The sequence below is a fragment of the Halomonas sp. TG39a genome, from assembly GCF_000744395.1.
Classification (GTDB): Bacteria; Pseudomonadota; Gammaproteobacteria; order Pseudomonadales; family Halomonadaceae; genus Vreelandella; species Vreelandella ventosae_B.
Genome location: NZ_JQLV01000001.1, coordinates 1303088 through 1324428, shown reverse-complemented (window position 1 = coordinate 1324428; position 21341 = coordinate 1303088). Strand labels below are relative to the sequence as shown.

The following is a 21341-nucleotide window of genomic DNA, read 5'->3' as shown; positions in this document are numbered from 1 at the left end:
TGGGTATGAAGAAAAAGTACTGAAGCAAAAGCACTGAAGAAAAATGATTAATGCCAAACGATCAAGGAGCAATCACATGAATAAGACCACCGCATGGTTAACCGCAGGCGCGCTAGGGCTGACCTGGAGCGGCACACTGCTGGCAGCGGATGACTACATTACCCTGGCGTCGACCACTTCTACCGAAAACTCAGGCCTGTTTGACGCGATTATTCCTACCTTCACTGAAGCAACAGGGATTGATGTACGCGTAGTGGCCGTAGGCACCGGCCAGGCGTTTGAAATTGGCCGCCGTGGCGATGCCGATAGCCTGCTGGTTCACGACACCGCGGGTGAAGAGCAGTTCGTGGCCGATGGCTACGCCACCGAGCGCCTTAATGTGATGTACAACGATTTTGTGATCGTTGGCCCCAGCGATGATCCTGCTGGCATCAGTGACAGTGAATCAGTAACCGATGCCATGCAACGCATAGCCGAGAGCGAGTCGCCCTTTGCTTCACGGGGCGACGATAGCGGCACCAACCGCGCTGAGCTGCGCTTGTGGGAAGATGCGGGCATCACGCCCCAGGGCGAGTGGTACCGTGAACTGGGCAGCGGCATGGGCCCCACGCTGAATACCGCCGCGGGCATGGATGCCTATACGTTTACCGACCGCGCTACCTGGGTTGCCTTTGACAACCCGCAAGACTTAACCCTGCTGTTTGAAGGCGATCAAGCGCTATTTAATCAGTACGGCAGCCTACTGCTCTCAACCGAGCGCTTCCCACACCTAAAGCATGAGCTCGCCGCCCAGTGGCACGAATGGCTGGTGTCTGAACAGGGACAGCAAGCGATTGCGGATTATGAAGTGGATGGCCAGCAGCTGTTTTTCCCTAACGCTGAGTAATCTTGCAAGCCCCCAAAATAGTAACGGCACGCCTTGAAGGCGTGCCGTTTTGCTTTAAGCGATTATATTTAGCGGTTAAACAAGCCGCTAATATCTTTCGCTTCCCAGTGGGGGAAATGCTTACGCACCAGGGCATTCAGGTCACGCTCAAACGCCGCCCAATCAGTGGTGTTTGAAGCAGTGCCTGGGGCGCTTGCGGTGCCGCGAATCATGCCCGCGCCTACGGTCACATTGGTCAGCCGATCAATAATAATAAAGCTGCCGGTGCCCGGGCTGGTGCGGTAGTCATCCACAGGAATCGCAGCAGTCAGCTCCACGTCGCAGCGGGCAATGGCATTTAAGCCCAGCGAATGCGTGGCATGTTTCTCCAAGGTATTGACGTCGATTTGGTAATCTATCGCGCTTACCTGGCCGGAAAGATCGCGGGTCGCTAGCTTGAAATCATATAGCTTACCCGGGGTTAACGCCTCTTCCTGCATCCAGACAATATCGGCTTTAAAGGTGTTGGAGAGCGGCAACTCGCTATCCGCCGCCACCAGCCAATCGCCACGGGAGATATCGATCTCGTCTTCCAAGGTCACCGTGATCGCCTGACCTGGATACGCCGCGTCAAGGTCACCATCATAAGTAACAACCCGTGCAACCCGCGACGTTTTACCCGATGGCAGCACTTTAACGGCTTGCCCTGGGCGCAACACACCCGCGGCTAAGGTGCCGCAATAACCACGGAAATCAAGGTTCGGGCGGTTGACGTACTGCACCGGCAAGCGCAGATCGCTAAGGTTTTGATCGCGGGTGATCTCGACACTTTCCAATAACTCGATCAGCGTTTTACCCTGGTAACTATCGGTAAAGTACCAGGGCGTTTGCTCGCTGCGATTCACCACGTTGTCACCATTCAGCGCCGACATCGGCACGAAGCGAATGTCCGGTGCTTGGAGGTTAGTGGCAAAAGCGCGGTACTCATCGACTATCTCATTAAAGCGCTGCTCGGAGAAGTCCACCAGGTCCATCTTGTTGACCGCAATCAACAAGTGCTGAATCCCCAGCAAATCGGCAATAAAACTGTGTCGGCGCGTTTGCGTCTGCACGCCGTAGCGAGCATCGATCAGGATAATCGCCAAACTGGCCGTTGAAGCGCCAGTGGCCATATTGCGGGTGTACTGCTCGTGCCCCGGCGTATCGGCGATAATAAACTTGCGCTTATCAGTGGAGAAAAAGCGGTATGCCACATCGATGGTAATGCCCTGCTCACGCTCCGACTGCAGGCCATCCACCAATAGCGCCAGATCAACCGTATCACCGGTAGTACCACTGGTTTTAGAGGCCTGGGTGATCGCCGCCAGCTGATCTTCAAAAATCATTTTCGAGTCGTGGAGCATGCGACCAATCAGCGTCGACTTACCGTCGTCGACGCTACCGCAGGTAATAAAACGCAGCAGATCCTTGTTCTCGTGCTCGTGCAGGTACTCTTCGATATTATCGGCGATTAAATTGGATTGATGAGACATATTAGAAGTACCCCTCGCGCTTTTTCTTCTCCATGGAGCCCACTTGGTCGCGATCAATGGCGCGGCCACTACGCTCGCTGGTTCGGGTCAGCAACATCTCTTGAATAATTTCCGGCAGCGTCGCGGCTTCGGATTCCACAGCGCCGGTTAAGGGGTAGCAGCCCAGCGTTCTAAACCGCACCGATTTCTCTTCCGGGACTTCGCCAGGCGCCAACGGCATGCGGTCGTCATCCACCATAATTTGCATACCGTCGCGCTCGACCACCGGGCGCTTGGCCGAGTAGTAGAGCGGCACGATAGGGATCGACTCTAGGTAGATGTACTGCCAGATATCCAGCTCGGTCCAGTTGGAGAGCGGAAACACGCGGATCGATTCGCCTTTATTGACCTTGGCGTTATACACATTCCACAGCTCAGGGCGCTGATTCTTGGGATCCCAGCGGTGATACTTATCGCGGAAGGAGTAGACGCGCTCTTTGGCCCGGGACGCCTCTTCATCACGGCGGGCGCCGCCGAAGGCCGCATCAAACCCATGTTTATCCAGCGCCTGCTTGAGCGCTTGGGTTTTCATGATATCGGTGTATTTGGCGCTGCCATGATCGAAGGGATTGATATTGGCTGCCCGCCCCTCTTCATTGGTATGCACGATCAGCTCCATCCCCGCCTCTGCCGCCATGCGGTTGCGGAACTCGATCATCTCGCGAAATTTCCACGTGGTGTCCACATGCATCAGCGGGAATGGCGGCGTACCGGGGTAAAAGGCTTTACGCGCCAGATGCAGCATGACCGAAGAGTCTTTACCAATGGAGTACATCATCACCGGGTTGGAGAACTCCGCGGCGACTTCACGAATAATATGAATAGACTCGGCTTCTAACTGCTTGAGATGGGTCAAACGCGCAGCATCAGGGGTGTTAAAAGCCTCTCCCGGTGGCGCTGAAGACCGCTCCTTTGAAGAAATAGTAGACAATTGGGTCATGGCCCCTTACCTCACAAAAACATGCTCGTCACACAAGCTAGAAACAGTGTACGTTCTAAATATTGTACGTTCGAATGCAGGTAGGGTAACGCCAAGCTGATAATAACCCAAAAGAATTAATAACTATCTTTTTATTCCTAAATCACCTATCCAAGAATGAAACAGAGATAATCTTCTAATCGATGCGCTCAATCCAGCTCTGCCACTCGCCTCGTTGGGCATCGCTCCCGGTCAAATCAACAATGCGATAGCCAGGCCGAGAGGCTTCATCAATGGCGAACTGTTCGGCGCCGGGTAGAAACTGATCCGCCATCGCCGGGCAGCCATACACATCAATCGTGGTTTCGCCTAAGCCTTCACCTGTACCTTCGCTCAAAACATGCTGCTCGGCGTAGGCTTGATGCGCGTGACCAAACACGATGATTTTGACCTGTGGGTGCCTGCTTAGCAGCTGCCAAAACGCTTCGCGATCTTGCAACCCAATGGCATCCATCCACACCGCGCCTACATCAACCGGCGGATGGTGCATGGCAATCAGCGTGGGGCGATCGTCCTTCTCTAGCTGCTCAGCAAGCTTGGTTAGCCGCTCGCTTCCCAGCTCCCCAAAAGGCTTGCCTTCTACCTGGGTATTAAGCAGCACTATACGCCACGCACCCACGTCCACTTGATCGACCATCGGGCGCTCAGCAGCCATAAATTCGGGCTGGTCGTGGTTACCCGGCAGCCAGTACCAGGGGCAAGGCAATTGCTCCATCGCTTGAGCTGCCAAGGCATAAGAAGCGGCCGATTCATCCTGACTGATATCACCGGTAAACAGCACAAGATCGGGTTTGGCGGCAACAACGGCACTTAATACCTGCTGAAACTGACGCCAAGGGATGCCCGCTCGGGAGCGCGCTTGGGTATCTGCATAGAGATGAGCGTCGGTAATCTGCACCACCCGCATTAGGGCATCTCCGGAACATCAGCGGTATGGCCGTGGGCAAGGCCGTGAGCCAGCCACTCGCCTAGGAAACGGTTGAGCTGCAGCTTCTCATCGGGCTGATGCATGCGGGCATTGGGATAGCGGTAGCGGCCACTAAAGTGGCGCTCGCGCTGAAAATCGGTCACTTCCGCCATACGGACATCGTGATAGAGGTGCACCCGCATACGCGGCCCTTCCAGAACAGTATCTAGCGGACCGGTCTGAGAAACATCCACCATAGTGGTGTAAGGCGCCTGCTGTTGAATATAGAGATGCAAATCGCCGAAATGCTGTTTATTACCGCGCAGGGCAATATCACGGCGCTGGCCGGTCTCCATATCGCCCACCAGGCGCACCAAACGTAAATAGTTGGCGCTGCACTCCCCTTGGAGCGATTTTAAATCGGTGACATAGGCCGTTCTCGCCATGATCACTCCTTATCTGTTTCGCTTTGCGTCGTTTCGCTTTTCGTTACCGCGCGCTGAGAGGCGGCACGCAGTGACGCTCGCTGGTTATTCAGCCAATGTAGCCCAATCAAACACATGGCGTTGTCGAGTCGTCCTTGGGTTAAGAGTTCCCAGGCATCTGGAAAAGACACCACGTGAACACGAATGTCCTCATGCTCTTCGTCTAAGCCATGAATCCCGCCTAAGCCTTGGGTATCTACCAAACCACAAAACAGTGTCACTTGCTCGTTGCAGGCGCCAGGACTGGGATAATAAGTGTGAAGTTTGGTCAGTTGGGCCACTTTACAACCGGCCTCTTCCCACGCCTCGCGACGCGCCACGTCTTCCAGCGATTCATCTTTTTCTGCCAAACCGGCGACGATTTCCAATTTCCAGGGCGATATGGCGTCATCAATAGCGCCAGCGCGAAACTGCTCAATAAGCACCAGTGAGTCGCGTTCGGGGTCGTACAGCAGTACGCCCACCGCATCAAAGCGATTATGCACTTCACGCCGCATAGGTTCGCTCCAACCGCCTTCAAATAGCCGGTGGCGAAGCTCTAACGCTTCCAAACGGAAAAACCCCTGGTGCAGCGTCTCACGCTTGTGCAGCTCAACATCGTCGAGCTTTAACGGCGGAACGCTAAGCGATGGGGCAGTGGGACTCGTCGACATGCGGCACTCCCGGTGGTGATAATCGCTCTATTATCAATGCTTGCCACCGGGAATGCCAATTCAGCGGAAGGATTAAAGCTGATTAAGCAACGCCTCGGCATCGCGGCGCAGCGCCTCATCAGAGAGTTGTCGGTTATCGCGGGCGGTACCGTTAACCGCCCGCTGGGCGTGCTCACGGGCGGCCTGCCCGTTGCCCTCCTCTTGCAAAAAGGCGGCATAATAGTAGTTCACATCAATACCGTCCGGACGAATTTCCAGAGCACGCTGGAACATGCGTTCAGCGGTATCGCTATTGCCAAAACCAAGCGGACGGCCTGGAACACGATCATAGAGCGCGCCTAGCGTGACGTAAGCCGAGCCATTCAGCCCTTGAGGGTCGATTTCAATCGCCTTTTCCAGCGCCTCGCGCGCATCACCAGCGGTGCCTAACGCGCCTAAGCCACCGCGCTCACGAGCATAGGAGGCCAGCACGATCCCTTCCCAGACCAATACATCAGCTTCGTCACTGTACTGCTCGGCTAACTGCTTCGCTTCACCCGCCAATGCTTTTAACGTGCTTTCCCGCTCGTTGTCGGGCAGTTCCGCCACGCTATGCTCCCACCTGTTTTTCAGCGAGAAGAGCTCGCTTTCAAAGGCCGAAGCGGCTAGCGGCGACAGCACCAGCGCGCTGCCAATGGCGGCGGCAATTAATGAGCGTGGTAAAGAGATAGATAAAAAAGAGGGCGTTCGCATAGTTGCTCCTAAATTATTGTTGTCCGGCTTATACCCACCCATGGCGGGCCTCTCCCCCAATATAGCAAAAAATCTAACGAACGTTTGAATGATTCATCAGCGGCATGCTGCTTGGTTGCTTGGCGCAATTAACGTAAGGTAGATAGCTCGAAACATAATGGGGAACAGGTAATGAAAGGCCGCAACATGACCCGCTGGCGCGATCCAGCCAAAGATCCGCGTCAAGCCCCTAAGAGCAACCTGATTACGCCAGAAGGGGCGGCCCGCTTGCGCGCTATTTTAGATCACCTCTCGCGGGTTAAACGTCCGGCTATTTCAGCGAAGGTCGGCGAAGCAGCCGCCCAGGGTGACCGCAGTGAAAATGCCGATTACACCTATAACAAAAAAGAGCTGAACCGCGTTATTGCCCGGACCACCTACCTGACAAAACGCTTGGACGAACTGCAAATCGTTGACCGCCTACCCGCTGACACCAGCAAGGTGTTTTTCGGTGCGTATGTCAGCCTGGAAGATGGCAACGGCGAGCAGGTGCATCTTAGAATTGTGGGCCACGACGAAATCGACACCAAAAAGCGCTGGATCAGTATCGATGCGCCCATGGCCAAAGCACTGCTGGGTAAACAAGTGGGTGATGAAGCAAAGGTGCTCACGCCTAACGGTGATACGTTTTATACCATCACCGCCATCGATTACACCGCCTAACTGCTGCTCCTTTAACACTTAATCCTGCTGCACCTAATCTTGTAAGGCATAGTCTACCGTGGTGACAACGCGGACACGCTTGGTTTGCGGCGTGTAGCTATCCAAGTCTTCGATGGAAAAGTAGCCTTGTGTTGCTTGGCGAATTTGGCCCACTTGGCTACCGGAGTCTTCGGCAAACTGCTGTGCGGCGTTGCGCGCATCAGCAGTGGCTGCCGCGATCATTTCGGGCTTGATCGCGTCAAGACCGGTAAATAGAAACTCCGTACGGTACTCATAGCTTGGCGAGAGCAGTACACCCTCGCGCACCAGTGACGTCGCACTAGGGATCGCCTCAATTACGCCCTCAACATTGGGGGAGCGCAGTAGCAGCGTCGCTTCGGCACGGTAGCGTTCATCCGGGCGCTGACCGCCGTATTGGTTGCTAAATTGATCGGTAATTCGTGGCGGTGTCGAGCTAACATGCTCTGGGGCAAAGCCCTGGGCCTCAAGAAAATCGCGAATCGCCTGCTCATCCCTGGACAACTGCTGCTCAAGGTCGCCCAAGCTGTTGGCGCTGACACTGTAGTTGAACGGCCACAGCACCAAATCAGCAGGTACTTCTCGCTCAGCTAAACCTCGCACCGTGACGCTACGTGACGACTGCTGCCATACTTCCGCAGCGCCCTTGATATAACTACCGCTCCATACCAGCCCCAGCGCCAGCAGCCCGCCCAGCAAAATAGCGCTGCCCAATACCGCTGTATTACGAATGTTTCCCGCCATTTCGGCCACTCCCACTAACGTTCGTTAAATTAACGACTACTTATTTGCATCATAGCCCTTAAAGGTAGGGTCGTCGGCGGCTGATTGTGGCAAGTTTGAGGAAATATCTATGCGTTAGCTCTAACGCCCTGACTTAATCGCACCGTAAACCTTGAAGCGACGATTATCCGCCAGGGTCTGGAAATCCTGAAACGCCCGCTGCAAGTGATCTGGATAGGGTAAAAAACCATTGGCAACAATGACTAGACGCCCACCTGTGTTTAGGTGCTCGGGCGCTTGGCTAATCAAGCGTTGGCTGGGACCATAGCTAATATCGCGCTCTTTATGGAACGGCGGATTGCTGACGATCCAGTCAAACTGCTCACCTTCAAGGGCGCTAAAAACATCACTGCAGAGTACCCGCCCCGCTAGTCCATTGGCTGCTAAGCTGCGCTTACACGCCTCCACTGCAAAGGCGCTAACGTCCACAGCAGTCACATGGTGACCACGCTGAGCCAACCAGGCGCTAATGATGCCGTCGCCACAGCCCATATCCAGCACTTTGAGCGGTTTTTTCGGCAAACTACTTTCCAAACTCTCCAACAGTAATAGCGTGCCTTCATCGACTTTGCCGTGACCAAAAACGCCCGGGTGACTGTTCAGCGTCAGTCCTAATGTCTCGAATTGCTGCCAAGCGCTATCGCTAGTCGAATCCAATGCAACGGTTTGGGTGGCAAAGAGTGAACAGCGCCGGGCGTTGTCGCGCTTATCCCAAGGCATACCCAGCTCATCAAGCATCTTGGGAACGCGTTTGATCCCCCCTTGGTGTTCACCGACAATTTCAATGGGTGTGCCTTCGGGTAGCTGTTCACATAGCCACTTGAGCCACCAAATTCCCAGTTGGTGGGCCTTCGGCCAAAACAGCACAATCTCTTTGCTTAAGGGCTCCCCCGCCGCCAAGTCAAAAGGCGTTCGGGCCTGCTTGCCTTTCGCCTGCCACTCACGCAGTACGTCTAAGTCACCACTGATCACGCCCATCGATTGATCGATAAGCCAGCTATCAGTGGGTGGGCCAATGGCCCACAGCGCTGTATAGGTATCATTTTGACGCTCTAACAGCTGGCATGCGGGTGCTTGGGCACTCATTCAGCGAACTCCGGTTTAGTTAATGTGTAAAGTAGGTAACGGCCCAGGCGCCAGTGGGGGTCTTGGCGACAGTACTGCTTTTCCAGCGCCAGCAGCGTGGCATTTTCTGCTGGCGTGGCGGGTGGTTGGCGTAAGTAATCTTGAAAGACGCGGATACCGGCAACGGCGTCTATTCGCAAACCGCTCTCTGCGCTCCACTGTTCAATCTCCGCGTGGCTAACGGGCGAAATAGGCGTCAATCGTTGGCGTTTGCCCTTCCCCGCTAAGCGGTCACTCAACGCCTTCTCCAGATTGCCTTTGACCGCGTTGGAAAAGCGCAGTGCATCGCGATTAAACACCATCAAGCTCAACTGGCCGCCCGGTGCCAGTAACTGACTCAAAGTAGCTAGCGCTGTCTGAGGATCGCCCAGCCATTCCAACACTGCGTGGCAAGTGATTAAAAGCCATGGGCCAGGGGCCTGATCGGCCAGTTCTTGCAGGGGCGCCTGCAGATAAGTGAGCGCCGCTTCCGGCAACGTCTTAGTACCCTGGTGCCAGGTTTTCGCATAATCCAGCATATCTGCTGAGGGCTCCGCCATCACAACGCTATGGCCCCGCTCAGCAAACCATGCCGCTTGTTGGCCCAGGCCACCACCGACATCGAGCACTTTCTGGCGGCTCAAAGTAAGCATTTGCGGCAACAGGTAGTCCAGCATTGCTAAACGCAGCTCGCCACGCGGCGCTTGATAGAGCGAACGCGAAAACTTATCGACTAACCCGTCAAAATAGCGATCGCCAGCCTGGGTTAATTGATAGTTTTTAAATTCGGGATTTATTAATTTATCGTTGGGGTGCATGCATAAGACCAAGCGTCGCATCAAAGCGGCGTAGTTTACCCTGCTTGCGCGTGGAACGCCTGCGGGGGTAAGAAGTGTTGCCAATCATCGTGCTGTTCCATGGCAGCAGCGAGCTGAAGCAGTTGCTTGTCCTGCCCAAGGCGGCCCACCACCTGAACACCAACCGGCAAGCCATTGCCCCCAATATGCATAGGCACTGACATGGCAGGCTGCCCGGTAAGATTGGCTAGTTGGGTAAACGGCGTACGGCTGAGCGCGTCTACCGCCAAACGTTTTAGCATCCCCGCCTTCAACGCCAACGATGGTACCCCCGGGATCGCCAACAGGCTCATCATCCGCTCTCGCGCTTCTGAAGGGTATAGCTCGCCAATCTTTGGGGCTGAATCAGCGGCTACTGGCATCACCAGTGCATCATAGCGCTGATGAAACAGGCTCATCTGCTCGGCCGCCATATGCCAGTAACGTTTCGCCAATTCGTAATCCCGCGCGGAGAGCTTTGCTCCCAATCGTCCAATGGCGCGGGTTGAAGGCTCAATATCGAGCTTGCGGACAGATATCCCGGTTTGCTGACTAACCCAAGCCAGGTCCGCGGCCAAATGGCCCAAATATAGGGTGAGATAACTATCGGCTAGCGCCTCTCCATCAACGGGCGGGTCACACCACTCGACCTCATGACCCATCGCTGCCAGCGCCACAGCCGCCTTCTCAACCGCCAAGCGAACCTCACAACTTAACGTCGTTCCCAGGCCTTGGCTTAGTGGCTCGCCCAGCGAGATGGCAATGCGCAACGGTGGAGGCGGAACTGACAACGCTGCCACATAGCCGGTTTCCCTCGGCACCGGGTAGGGCCCCGACGCCGCCATACCGTTGATCTGTTCAAGGAGAGAGGCACTATCACGTACGCTACGCGTCACGGCATGCTCAATGACCGCACCTTGCCATACCTCACCATGGGCAGGCGCAAGGGGAATCCGTCCACGCGAAGGTTTAAAGCCAAACAATCCACAGTAACTGGCAGGAATGCGAATAGAACCTCCACCGTCCCCAGCGAGGGCCATCGGCACGATACCGCCGGCCACTGCTGACGCGGCGCCACCGCTGGAACCGCCAGGGGAGTACCCAGCCCGCCACGGGTTTTGGGGGTGCGGATAAGCTTTCGGCTCAGTAATCCCCATCAAACCAAGCTCAGGGGTGGCTGTCTGCCCTACGAATACCAAGCCAGCAGCTCTTGCACGCTGAATCAGTAACGCATCTTCCTTGGGGCACCATTTCGCCAGCGACGCACTACCAAAGGCCAGCGGCTCACCGGCCAGCCCCATTAAAAGGTCTTTACTTAAGGTGGGCACCCCACCGAACGGAGTATCAGCCGGGAGTTTTTGACTCTCTTGCCGGGCACGCTCATAACGCGTTCGTACCACAGCGTTCAAGGCAGGATTAAGTTTCTCAATAGCCGTTAGGGCAGCTTCCAACACCTCATCCCGACTGACTTCACGGCGGCAAATCAGCTCGGCCAAGCCCACCGCGTCATACTGCTGGTACTCGTCAAGATGCATGGTAGTCGCCTCATATTTTTTTCCCAGCCTAGCAGACAGCATACATATCGTGCCTATCAGCACTCCAGCAACATGCCCCTTAGCCCCACCATCTAACGCTGGTAGCCATTTTTGCCCAAAAACATTGACCATGCTCAGCAAGTACTGGTTTTCAATGTCACCTAAGCCCACGCCACCACAACAAAAAGGCTATCAAGGAACATTTCATGATAAACAAAATAAATTGATATGTGTTTGCAAATGCTTTCGGAATACTAGCTAATAAACTGATAGTTTATTGGCAGATATTTTATACACATTCCCGACAGGTGCTTACTAAAAATCGACAAATAAAATCACCTAACTTTACAAAAACAATACAAAAGGTGGGATTGACATGCTTATCGACACAGCCATTCAAAATACTACCAGCCAAATAATGAAATCGTTGTTCGATAAAGACCACACCATTACGATTTTTTCTAAGGAAGCTGCCCAATCCATAGCGGCGACAGCTATTAAAGTTGAGCCCGATAATAGAAAAATTACGTTAGAGATAAAGTACGCGGGTCTTTCGCTGTCTCCTTACCTAAATAACGACACCATATCGTTTGATATAGAGGCTTCGCGGCATGGGCATGATGCTGAAGAAATTTATAATATCGAGCACGTTCCTGCTCATATTATTCAAATAGACACCCACACTTACCACCTAACGTGCCAATTACCCAACTCCATTTTTTCCTCTGATAACCGTGGTGCATTAAGAGTCCCTTTTGTTCTTGGCATGCACGCCCGCGTTTACCTGGAAGTGTTTGCCCACGAGCTCAATATAGAGGGGAAAATACGAAACCTTTCAGTGGGTGGCTGTATGGTGGATGTGCGCCTAGAAGACAGCATTGCGCTTTCTGTCGATCAGATACTTCCAGGCGTAACGCTAAAATTTCCAAATGGAGAGGCATTTAGTACCCAAGGCCGCATACGTCATATGCGCCCTTTTGGCAATCATGGTCATGCCGCCGTTGGCATAGAGTTCATTGATATGAGCCCCGCCGCAACGGAAACGCTGTTCCATTACGTTGCTGAAGCTGAATTTGAGGCCGCTTTACGCTCGGGTACTCAACATAACGCGCGGGCAAGATCAAAACTGTTTATAGCCGATGCGAAAGAGAAAAAAATGCAGCGTCAAGAAGAGCATGACCAGCTAGTAAGTGCGCAACATACCCCCTTACTGCGAGGCGTCCTCGAAATAGCCCAGCAGCTCCAAATCATGTTGATGTTTATGAAAAATAAACATTTATTACCAGCAGAAATTTTATATGAGTGCGTGGATAGCATCCTGTATATGGTCAACCATGACCGCAAAGCCCTACAGTATGCCCTGACGTATTTGCACGATGAGCCGGAGTGGGTACGCCACGCCATCCAAGTGGGTAGCCAGCTCGCCATGATGCTGATTAGCCGCGACCCCTACGCCTACAAAACGCGGGAAGCAGTAGCGGGCGCCTTGCTTCATACCATGGGCAAACCACTGCTCATTAGTGAGCAGTTGCCCTCACTGAAAATACACATGTCACCGCCACACGCGGAGATACTCAAGCAGCATGTACATGCCCTTAGCAAAAAACTGTCGGTTCTCGACTGGACACCTAGCCCAACGTGCAGCGACATTATCCTCAATGCAAACGAAAGGCTCGATGGCAGTGGCTACCCCACGGGAATGCAAGCAGAGGCGCTATCAGAAGTTGTTCGCTTAATGAGTGTTATCAAAATAATCAACAAGCTGACACATGAACGCAATGGGCAACACCCACAGCAACCTCTGGATGCTTACCGGTGGGTTAATAGCCGTCCAGAGAAATATGAAAAGTCATTGTTGGTCGAGTATATCCAACACTTTGGCCTTTACCCTATCGGCAGCCTGGCTAAGTTTTCAAACGGTTTTCTAGCCTGGATTGTGGATGTAGATGCAAAGGGCATGCCTTGTAAGGTAGACGTTGTTAAAAATTTGGCTTTTAGGGATACGTCCATTGATACAGTGCTGTTCAGTAACGACTTTAACCAGATTGGTCGACTCGAGGGGACGGTCAACCCTAGCGATTATAATGTCAGCATGAAAAAAGCATAGCTAGGCTTACCGTTCTCAAACATAGCTACCTTCAAAAGGTCGTTGCTAAGTAATAAGTGATTGCTCAAAATGGAACCGATACCATTACTTTAAGTGGTTTATGTCGTCTATCTCACGTCGCTCCACCATTGTTGAAGTAGCCCGTCTCGCTGGCGCCTCTAAAACCAGCGTTTCGCGCTATTTTGGCGAAGAGCGTGACCGGCTCTCGCCTTCACTTCAGGCGCGCATAGCCCATGCGGCAGGCACCCTTGGCTACCAGCCAAATCAAATGGCACGCGGCTTAAAAGGTGGTCGATCTAAATTGATCGGCATGCTGGTCGCCGATATCCGCAATCCATTTTCAGTGGCCATCACCCACGGTGTTGAGCAAGCGTGCCGCCAATACGGCTACTCGTTGGTCGTGTGTAATACCGACAATGACCCGGAACAGGAGCGCCAGCACTTAGACCTGCTTGGCGCCTATCAAGTGGAAGGTCTCGTGGTCAATGCGTCCGGCAACCCAGAACGCCAACTGCACACCTTTATTAGTCTGGGGACACCCATCGTGTTGCTAGACCGGGAAGTCGACCATGTAGAGGCGGAAGTGGTCGGGCTCGATAATCACCTAGCCATTGATATGGCGCTCAAATACTTAGCCGGTCAGGGCTACCAAGCCGTGCTGTATGTTAGCGAAGCGCCTGAACAATCAAGCACACGGCAAAGGCGTTTGTCCCGCTTTCACCAAGCTGCCGAGCAGCGAGGTCTGCATAACGCGACATTACTACTCGCCGCCCCAAATGGCACGGCAGCGCAGCAAACGCTAAGCGACTTTTTAGCCGCCCATCAACAGCACGCCTGCGCGGTTTTGTGTGGTAACGGCACCGCCACCCTAGCAGTGACCCGCCTGTTTCAGCAGTTGGGCTTAACGCTTGGCAAGGTAGGCTTGATGGGAATCGACGAGCTCGATTGGTGCGCCTTAGTCTCCCCCGGCATTACCACGCTTGCCCAGCCCACCGATGCGATCAGCAAAACGGCGGTTGAGTGCTTGATGCATCGCATTGCGCCGCATACATCGGCAATGCCGACCACGGTAAGTTTTGCCCCTAGCCTGATTGAACGAGGCTCCACCCAGCGCTAATTTTTAAGGCACCGCTAGAAAAGAGTCGCAAAAATGGTATCGTTCCCATTGAATGACAACAAACAGCACCAAGACAGCACAAAGAGAGTATCGACCATGCCCCACTCCATCTCTAGCCCACCCGAAATTCTCACCTTTGGCGAAGCCATGGCCATGTTTGTGGCGGATACGCCGGGCGACTTATCCAGCATTGAGCGTTTCCACCGACGCTTGGCCGGTGCCGATAACAATGTCGCTATCGGCCTCTCAAGGCTAGGTTTTCACGTCGGCTGGTTAAGCCGAGTGGGAACCGATAGCTTTGGAGGTTTTATCCAGGCGGCATTAACAGAGGAAGGTATCGATGACCGCTATATCCACGCCGATGCCCAGCACCCCACCGGGCTGCTTTTTAAAGAGCGCGCCCAAGACGGCGCCGACCCGCGAGTCGAGTATTTCAGGCGTGGCAGTGCCGCCAGCCACCTTACTATTGACGACGCCCAGAGTGTCGACTTTCAGGCGCTGAAACACCTTCACGCGACGGGCATTACCCCGGCGTTATCTGAAAGCGCCTGCCAGCTGAGCCATCATTTGATGGAACAGGCCCGCGCCCATGGCGCCACTATTTCCTTTGACCCTAATTTGCGACCATCACTTTGGCCCAGCGAGAGTGTTATGCGTTCGACCCTCAATGAACTTGCCGGCCGTGCTGACTGGGTTCTACCAGGGCTTTCCGAGGGCCAGCTGCTCACCGGGCAGAAGACACCTTACGACATAGCAGGCTACTATCTGGATCAAGGCGCCTCCGCGGTGATCATCAAGCTGGGGCCGGAGGGCAGCTATTATCGTGGCAATCTGGATGGGCAAGAGGAGAGTTTTACAGTCAGCGGTTGCCCTGTCGCTGAGGTGGTGGATACCGTGGGCGCAGGCGATGGCTTTGCCGTCGGAGTGATTAGCGCCCTGCTTGATGGCTTTACAGCACGCCAAGCCGCCCAGCGGGGAAATCTAATCGGCGCTCAGGCAATTCAAGTCATTGGTGATATGGAAGGCCTTCCTAATCGCAAGCGGTTACAAGCGCTTGAAGCAGAGCAACCCTCTGCCTAATTCGCCTCCGATGTTCTTAGTATATGGTTCTTAATATATGGCTTTTAATAAACGACCTTTAATAACAGGCTTTTACCCAGGAGATAACAATGAAAAAACGCCTAGTGGTTCAAGGACGACTCAGCGACGCCCAACTAGCGGCGCTTAATGACTTGTTTGAGGTAGACGTACTGCCGAAGACCACCGCGCTTGATGCCCCTGAAAATCGCGCGCTGTTAGCTGACGCTCAAGGCATTATCGGCTCCGGCTTGGCGATCACTCCCCAGTTGCTGGACGCAGCACCCAACTTGAAAGTCATCGCCACCATCTCGGTTGGCTACGACAACATCCCTGTTGATGAACTGACTAAGCGCGGCATTATGCTGTGCAATACGCCTGATGTGCTTACCGAAACCACCGCCGACACCGGCTTTGCGTTGATCATGGCCGCGGCGCGCCGGGTGGTTGAACTAGCCGAGTGGGTGAAAGCCGGTGAATGGCAAGCCAGCATTGGCCCCGCACTGTTTGGCAGCGATGTACACGGCAAAACACTGGGCATGGTGGGGTTTGGACGCATTGGTCAAGCCGTTGCCAGGCGCGGTGCGCTAGGCTTTGGCATGCAGGTGCTCTACTCCAACGCTTCACCCAAGCCCGATTTAGAGAGTGAACTTGGCGCGCAGCGCCGCGAACTCAGCGAGCTATTGGCCGAGGCCGATTTCGTCTGTGTCACTGTACCGCTTACCGCCGAAACCGAGCATTTGATCGGTACCCAAGAGTTCGCGCTGATGAAGCCTTCCAGCATTTTTATCAATATTGCCCGCGGCAAAGTGGTCGATGAGCGCGCCTTGATACACGCACTGGAGAACGGAGTTATTCACGCGGCCGGGCTGGATGTCTTTGAGCAGGAGCCACTACCCGCTTCGTCACCGCTGCCGAAGATGGCCAATGTCGTCGCCCTGCCCCATATCGGCTCTGCTACCCATGAAACCCGCGACGCCATGGCCCAGCGGGCGGTGGATAATATTCGCCTAGCGCTTCAGGGCAAGCGGCCGATTAGCTTAGTCAACGAGGACGCCTATCAATGAACTCTGCGATGAACACGGCCACACCTCTCTGCCTGCTGTTTGACTGCGATGGCACCCTGGTGGATAGCGAAATACTGCTTGCCGAGGTGATGGGCGACATTCTTCCTGAGTTCGGCTTACCTTTCTCAGCACGGCAATATATGGATGAATTTCGCGGGGTACGTTTCCAGACCATCGTGCAAACGCTAGAAAGCCGTTTTCAGGCATTGGAAGAAGACACGTTTTCCCAGCTTGAAGCAGGTATGCGAACCCGTATGGAAGCCCGGATGCGTGCCGAACTAGTGGCAATACCCGGCATGTCCAATGCGCTGGAACAGCTAAGCAGCCATCCCAAGGCCGTGGTATCCAATGGCCCTGAGCGCAAAATTCGCTGCGCCCTGGAAAGCACTGATCTAGGCCACCATTTTGCCGACAGGCTGTTTAGCGCCTATACCCTCAACGTCTGGAAACCCGACCCAGAACTGTATCGAAAAGCAGCCACTGCCATGGGCTACTTACCACAAGCGTGTGTTGTGATCGATGATGCGGCAGTGGGTGTGGAAGCGGGGCTAGCGGCAGGCATGCATGTGATTCATCTCAACCACTTTCCGAATGAAGAAAGCACGCCCGAAGGCGCGGTGGGTATTCACCACGCCAGCGAGCTGCCCGCGGCAATCTTACGCTTAGCGACAGCCACTACCGCTTAGCGGCGGGAAGGCGCGGGCGATTTTTAAAAGCAGGTCACCAAGCGCTCTTTAACGTTTAATTGATCATCGACGAGCAATAGCTGGCGCCACTTATCAAAGGTCAAACACGGATGAGAGGCGCCAAATGCGACGATATCACCCACCTCAACGTCCTGCGCCTCATCGGGAAGCCGCACGAATGTATGTTGATCCATGATTTTCGTCACTTCCCAACCACCCACCGACAAGGGCTGCGCGGGGTCACCTGCTTCCCGGAACCGACGTAGCGCAATAGGTAACTGGTCATGACCAATATCACGCTTACCTAGGGCCACAATAGCCAGTCCAGGTTCAGGCAGCGACTGCACCTGGGCAAAAACTTCCAGGGCAGGCTCAAGCCCCTGGTGCAAATCTGGTCGACGGTTTAGCACGGCGGACTGCGCTTCACGATAGAGCCCATGGTCGTGGACCACATAGCACCCAGGCCTTAGCACCGGGGTAAAACGACCCTGTAGCGGCGCGCCTTGAAAGGCTTCCGCAATCACGTCATACCAGGCAGAACCTGAGGCCGTTACGATCGGGTTTTCCTCCGCAAAGCGTCCAGCAGCTTCGAGCTCTACTGCAACATCCACCAGGTATTGAGCATAAGCACGAATGCCAGATTCAGGGTTATCCCCGTGAACCACACCTTCATAGCCCTCTAGCCCCACCAGGGAAAGCGCTGGCTCATTAGCAATTGTCTCCGCCAGCGAGAGAATCTGCTGCTTATTGCGGCAGCCGCAACGGCCACCGGTGACACCCACCTCAATAAGTAGCGCCAAATTCAAATCACGCTCAGCAAAGAAACGCCCGAGCTGGCGCACGTTTTCCTGACTGTCAACCACACAGTAAAACGTCGCGCCCTGCTCAATCAGGCTAGCGATGATGGCCATATTAGCCTGACCGACTAATTGGTTAGCCATTAATAGCTGGGTAACACCATTAGCAAAGGCCGCACGACACTGGGGCGCCGTCGCCAGGGTGATGCCCCACGCACCCGCCTGAAGCTGGCGATGGAAAAGTGCCGGGGTCATGGTGGTCTTGCCGTGAGGGGCCAAACGGGCACCATGGGCTTCCGCAAAGCGTTGCATCCACTCGATGTTATGCGCCAGCGGGCCTTCATGCACCACCGCGGCGGGCAGGCTGACACCGGACAGCATATTGGGCCCCACTTCGATACCACCTTTGTCCAACGCTAACGCCATTGTCTGCATTCGCCCATTTCCTCTTTAGCGTAAAGCACGCATGTTAGTTACTTTCACAAGCATTGACTTCAAGTTAGAAACTAACATATTTTCTAAGGAAGGCAATCATAGGAGTCCACGGTGAGCCAAGAAATTGACATTTTGTCACGCATTACCACTGACTTTGCCGCGCTGCGCGACGCTGAAAAGAAAGTTGCTGAGCTGATATTCGCTGACATTGAGTTTGTTACCGAAGCCAGCATCGGTGATATTGCCCAGCGCGCCGGGGTGAGCGACGCCAGCGTCACCCGCTTTGCCCGCGCCATCGGCTGTACTAACGTGCGCGACTTAAAAACACGCTTAACCCGCGCCTTAGCTGCTGGCCGTCGTTTTATTCAAGAAGCAACGCCAGAAGACAACTCAAGCGTGGTGTATGACATTGCCACCCAAACCCTGGCGCTTAACCGTGACCTACTTGCCCAAGCCGACGTAGCAGGCGCGGTTGAACAGCTAGATAAAGCCCGCCAGATACTGGTGTTTGGTGCTGGCGGCGGTTCCAGCATGCTTAGCCAGGAGCTCCAGTTTCGTTTGGTACGCCTTGGCTATGCGATCAGTGCTTACCCGCAAGCACTGTTGCCCCGCATGGTGGCATCCACCCTTGAGCCCGAAGATGTAGTGGTTGTACTCTCCGCCACCGGCTACACCCCTGAAATGGTGGAGTCTGCTCAGATTGCCAAGCAGTACGGCGCTAAGGTGATTGCGATCACCGCGATGAATTCTCCGCTAGCCGACACATCCGATATCGTGCTGCCAGTGACCTCCCGCGAAACCGACTTCATTTTCCATCCTTCCGCCTCCCGCTACGCGATGCTCGCCGTTATCGATGTATTAGCGCTTGAACTCGCCATGCGCCACCGCGAGCGCTCGCGGACTAAATTGCGCCGCCTCAAGCTGAGTCTGGATGACCATCGCGGTGGTGATAACCGCCAGCCTCTAGGAGATTAAGATGGTTTACGACTTACTGATTCGTAATGCCAACGTGCTGGATGGCTCAGGCGCTGCCCATTTTCGTGCCGATGTAGCTATTCAGGGCGAACGTATCTGCGCCATCGGCGATATGCCCGACGCCACTGCCACCACTATCATTGACGCCCAAGAGCGCTATCTGGCCCCTGGCTTTATCGATGTCCACACCCACGACGATACCAACGTCATTCGTACCCCCGAGATGCTGCCGAAGTTGACCCAAGGGGTAACCACAGTGGTAGTAGGTAACTGTGGTATTAGCGCAAGCCCTGTAACGCTTGCTGACGAAGTGCCCGACCCAATGAATCTATTGGGCAATCTAGAAAACTTTCGTTATCCCAGCTTCGCTGACTATGCCAACGCCGTAGACGCCGCTACGCCAAGTATTAACGTCGCCGCCTTGGTGGGGCATACCAGCCTACGCAGCCAGGTAATGGACAGCTTTGCCCGCCCCGCCACACAGCAAGAAATATCCGCGATGGAGGCTCTGCTACGCCAAGCGCTGAGTGAGGGCTCGTTAGGGCTTAGCTCGGGGCTTGCCTATCGCAATGCGATTCAGGCGCCCACCAGCGAAATGGGGCCACTGGTGGCGGCTGTTGGGGAGTCAGGCGGTGTCTATACCACTCATCTTCGCGATGAATTTGCGGGTTTACTGGGTGCCATGGATGAAGCCTTTACCACTGCGCGGGAGGGCAAGGTGCCGCTAGTCATCTCGCACCTGAAATGCGCTGGGGCAGGCAACTGGGGAGGAGCGGGTAAGGCGCTGAGCAAGTTGGAAGCGGCCGCACAGCATCAGCATGCCCACTGCGACTGCTACCCCTACACCGCGGGCTCTTCCACCCTCGATTTGGGCCAGGTCACGCACGAGATTGAGATCACCATTACCTGGTCTCAGCCCCACCCAGAGCAAGCACGCCGCCCACTCAAAGAGATCGCCGCTGAGTGGGGTTTATCGCTGCTAGAAGCTGCCAAGCAGCTACAGCCTGCGGGCGCGGTTTACCACAACATGAGCGAAGCGGATATGCAGCAGGTGTTAGCGCACCCGCTCTCCATGGTGGGATCTGATGGCCTGCCGAACGATCCGCATCCACATCCGCGCCTTTGGGGTGCATTCCCGCGTGTACTGGCCCACTACAGTCGCGATTTAAATTTAATGCCACTGGCAGAAGCGGTGCGCAAAATGACCAGCCTCTCGGCGGCCAATTTTGGCTTAACCGATCGCGGCGTGATCCGCATCGGTGCTTACGCAGATCTCACCCTGTTTGATCTCGCGGTGCTGGAAGATACCGCGAATTACGAGACTCCTATCGCCGCCGCAAAGGGCATCGATATGGTCGTGGTGAACGGCCAGCTCGCCTACTACCAAGGCGCGATTACCGACCAACGCGCTGGCCGAATGCTGCGCAGAACAGCGCGTATTTCTCAAACCCTCACTCCCTCACAACCCAACCAGGAGCAAACCCCATGAGTATTACTCGATACGGCACCGAAGGCGGCGTAGGCACCGGCGGTCAGAAGCTGCCCTTTGCGCGCGCCGTAGAAGCAGGTGGCTGGCTATACGTCTCTGGCCAAACGCCGATGACCGATGGCGAAGTGGTGGAAGGCGGCATTGTGGAGCAGACCCGCCTCGCCTTCGACAACTGCCTGGCCATTATGCAGGAAGCCGGGTATGGCGTTGAAGACGTCGTACATGTCACCACCGTGCTCACCGATGCGCGCTATTTCACCTCGTTCAACAAGGTGTTTAAGGAGGTCTTTGGCGACAACCCACCGGCACGTATCTGTAGCGTTCAAGACCTAGTGGTGGATTGCAAAGTAGAAGTTGACGTGAAGTGTTTCAGAGCGGATCGCGTTTAAACACCGGCTCTAAAAAAAGCGCCGCGCCCCGG

General features: G+C 54.7%; 21 protein-coding genes. 10 read left to right on the top strand and 11 right to left on the bottom strand.

The features are described 5' to 3' along the window. The first annotated feature begins 76 nt into the window (after positions 1 to 76). A complete protein-coding gene (locus U738_RS05740; RefSeq protein ID WP_035578168.1) occupies positions 77 to 886 on the top strand; it encodes a substrate-binding domain-containing protein in 810 nt (269 codons plus the stop codon). A gap of 68 nt (positions 887 to 954) precedes the next feature. Here U738_RS05740 and cysN read toward each other — a convergent pair whose 3' ends face one another. The 6 genes from cysN to U738_RS05710 all read right to left on the bottom strand — a co-directional run bounded on the left by cysN (position 955) and on the right by U738_RS05710 (position 6192). Beyond that, positions 955 to 2397, bottom strand: coding sequence for a sulfate adenylyltransferase subunit CysN (cysN, locus tag U738_RS05735; protein WP_035578166.1), 1443 nt, complete (start codon positions 2395 to 2397; stop codon positions 955 to 957). A 1-nt stretch (position 2398) separates the two neighbouring features. Further along, positions 2399 to 3376, bottom strand: coding sequence for a sulfate adenylyltransferase subunit CysD (gene cysD, locus U738_RS05730; protein ID WP_081899041.1), 978 nt, complete (start codon positions 3374 to 3376; stop codon positions 2399 to 2401). 175 nt (positions 3377 to 3551) lie between these two features. After that, positions 3552 to 4322: a metallophosphoesterase gene (locus U738_RS05725; RefSeq protein WP_035578164.1), complete on the bottom strand. Its 771-nt coding sequence runs from the start codon at positions 4320 to 4322 to the stop codon at positions 3552 to 3554. Then, positions 4322 to 4768, bottom strand: a complete 447-nt coding sequence (locus U738_RS05720; protein ID WP_035578163.1) for a DUF1249 domain-containing protein — start codon at positions 4766 to 4768, stop codon at positions 4322 to 4324. The genes U738_RS05725 and U738_RS05720 overlap by 1 nt, the downstream gene beginning before the upstream one ends. Before the next feature lie 2 nt (positions 4769 to 4770). Then, complete coding sequence (locus tag U738_RS05715; protein ID WP_035578161.1) at positions 4771 to 5460, bottom strand: NUDIX domain-containing protein; 690 nt, start codon at positions 5458 to 5460, stop codon at positions 4771 to 4773. Between the two features lie 72 nt (positions 5461 to 5532). Continuing rightward, on the bottom strand, positions 5533 to 6192 hold the full coding sequence (locus U738_RS05710) for a tetratricopeptide-like helical (RefSeq protein WP_035578159.1): 660 nt from the start codon (positions 6190 to 6192) through the stop codon (positions 5533 to 5535). Positions 6193 to 6363: 171 nt separating this feature from the next. Here U738_RS05710 and greB point away from each other — a divergent pair, with 171 nt between their 5' ends. Beyond that, entirely contained in the window at positions 6364 to 6894 is a 531-nt protein-coding gene (greB, locus tag U738_RS05705; RefSeq protein WP_081899040.1) for a transcription elongation factor GreB, read from the top strand. Positions 6895 to 6927: 33 nt separating this feature from the next. Here the strand turns inward: greB and U738_RS05700 are convergent, their stop codons facing one another. The 4 genes from U738_RS05700 to U738_RS05685 all read right to left on the bottom strand — a co-directional run bounded on the left by U738_RS05700 (position 6928) and on the right by U738_RS05685 (position 11170). Then, entirely contained in the window at positions 6928 to 7656 is a 729-nt protein-coding gene (locus U738_RS05700; protein ID WP_035578156.1) for an SIMPL domain-containing protein, read from the bottom strand. Between the two features lie 120 nt (positions 7657 to 7776). Further along, on the bottom strand, positions 7777 to 8781 hold the full coding sequence (locus U738_RS05695) for a methyltransferase (RefSeq protein WP_035578154.1): 1005 nt from the start codon (positions 8779 to 8781) through the stop codon (positions 7777 to 7779). After that, the gene (locus tag U738_RS05690) at positions 8778 to 9617 is read right to left on the bottom strand and encodes a methyltransferase domain-containing protein (RefSeq protein WP_035578152.1); all 840 of its coding nucleotides are present in this window, start codon (positions 9615 to 9617) and stop codon (positions 8778 to 8780) included. The genes U738_RS05695 and U738_RS05690 overlap by 4 nt, the downstream gene beginning before the upstream one ends. A 35-nt stretch (positions 9618 to 9652) precedes the next feature. After that, on the bottom strand, positions 9653 to 11170 hold the full coding sequence (locus U738_RS05685) for an amidase (RefSeq protein ID WP_035578151.1): 1518 nt from the start codon (positions 11168 to 11170) through the stop codon (positions 9653 to 9655). A gap of 376 nt (positions 11171 to 11546) precedes the next feature. Here U738_RS05685 and U738_RS05680 point away from each other — a divergent pair, with 376 nt between their 5' ends. From U738_RS05680 to U738_RS05660, 5 genes are all read left to right on the top strand, one after another. Continuing rightward, a complete protein-coding gene (locus tag U738_RS05680; protein ID WP_035578149.1) occupies positions 11547 to 13277 on the top strand; it encodes an HD domain-containing phosphohydrolase in 1731 nt (576 codons plus the stop codon). A 100-nt stretch (positions 13278 to 13377) separates the two neighbouring features. Next, positions 13378 to 14394 (top strand): LacI family DNA-binding transcriptional regulator, encoded by a 1017-nt coding sequence (locus tag U738_RS05675; protein WP_035578147.1) that lies wholly within the window; start codon positions 13378 to 13380, stop codon positions 14392 to 14394. Positions 14395 to 14490: 96 nt separating this feature from the next. Further along, positions 14491 to 15474, top strand: a complete 984-nt coding sequence (locus U738_RS05670) for a sugar kinase (RefSeq protein ID WP_035578144.1) — start codon at positions 14491 to 14493, stop codon at positions 15472 to 15474. An 89-nt stretch (positions 15475 to 15563) separates the two neighbouring features. After that, the gene (locus U738_RS05665) at positions 15564 to 16538 is read left to right on the top strand and encodes a 2-hydroxyacid dehydrogenase (RefSeq protein ID WP_035578142.1); all 975 of its coding nucleotides are present in this window, start codon (positions 15564 to 15566) and stop codon (positions 16536 to 16538) included. 8 nt (positions 16539 to 16546) lie between these two features. Continuing rightward, positions 16547 to 17224 (top strand): HAD family hydrolase, encoded by a 678-nt coding sequence (locus U738_RS05660; RefSeq protein WP_092490850.1) that lies wholly within the window; start codon positions 16547 to 16549, stop codon positions 17222 to 17224. A gap of 23 nt (positions 17225 to 17247) precedes the next feature. On the opposite strand, the gene U738_RS05655 is transcribed toward U738_RS05660, so the two are convergent. Continuing rightward, entirely contained in the window at positions 17248 to 18456 is a 1209-nt protein-coding gene (locus U738_RS05655) for an amino acid deaminase (protein ID WP_035578137.1), read from the bottom strand. Between the two features lie 111 nt (positions 18457 to 18567). On the opposite strand from U738_RS05655, the gene U738_RS05650 reads away from it, so the two are divergent. From U738_RS05650 to U738_RS05640, 3 genes are read left to right on the top strand one after another with little or no spacing between them, the layout of a single operon-like run. Next, positions 18568 to 19431 (top strand): MurR/RpiR family transcriptional regulator, encoded by an 864-nt coding sequence (locus tag U738_RS05650; protein WP_035578136.1) that lies wholly within the window; start codon positions 18568 to 18570, stop codon positions 19429 to 19431. 1 nt (position 19432) lies between these two features. Beyond that, positions 19433 to 20920, top strand: coding sequence for an N-acyl-D-amino-acid deacylase family protein (locus U738_RS05645; protein ID WP_035578135.1), 1488 nt, complete (start codon positions 19433 to 19435; stop codon positions 20918 to 20920). Continuing rightward, the gene (locus tag U738_RS05640) at positions 20917 to 21309 is read left to right on the top strand and encodes a RidA family protein (RefSeq protein ID WP_035578133.1); all 393 of its coding nucleotides are present in this window, start codon (positions 20917 to 20919) and stop codon (positions 21307 to 21309) included. The genes U738_RS05645 and U738_RS05640 overlap by 4 nt, the downstream gene beginning before the upstream one ends. Positions 21310 to 21341: the final 32 nt, after the last annotated feature.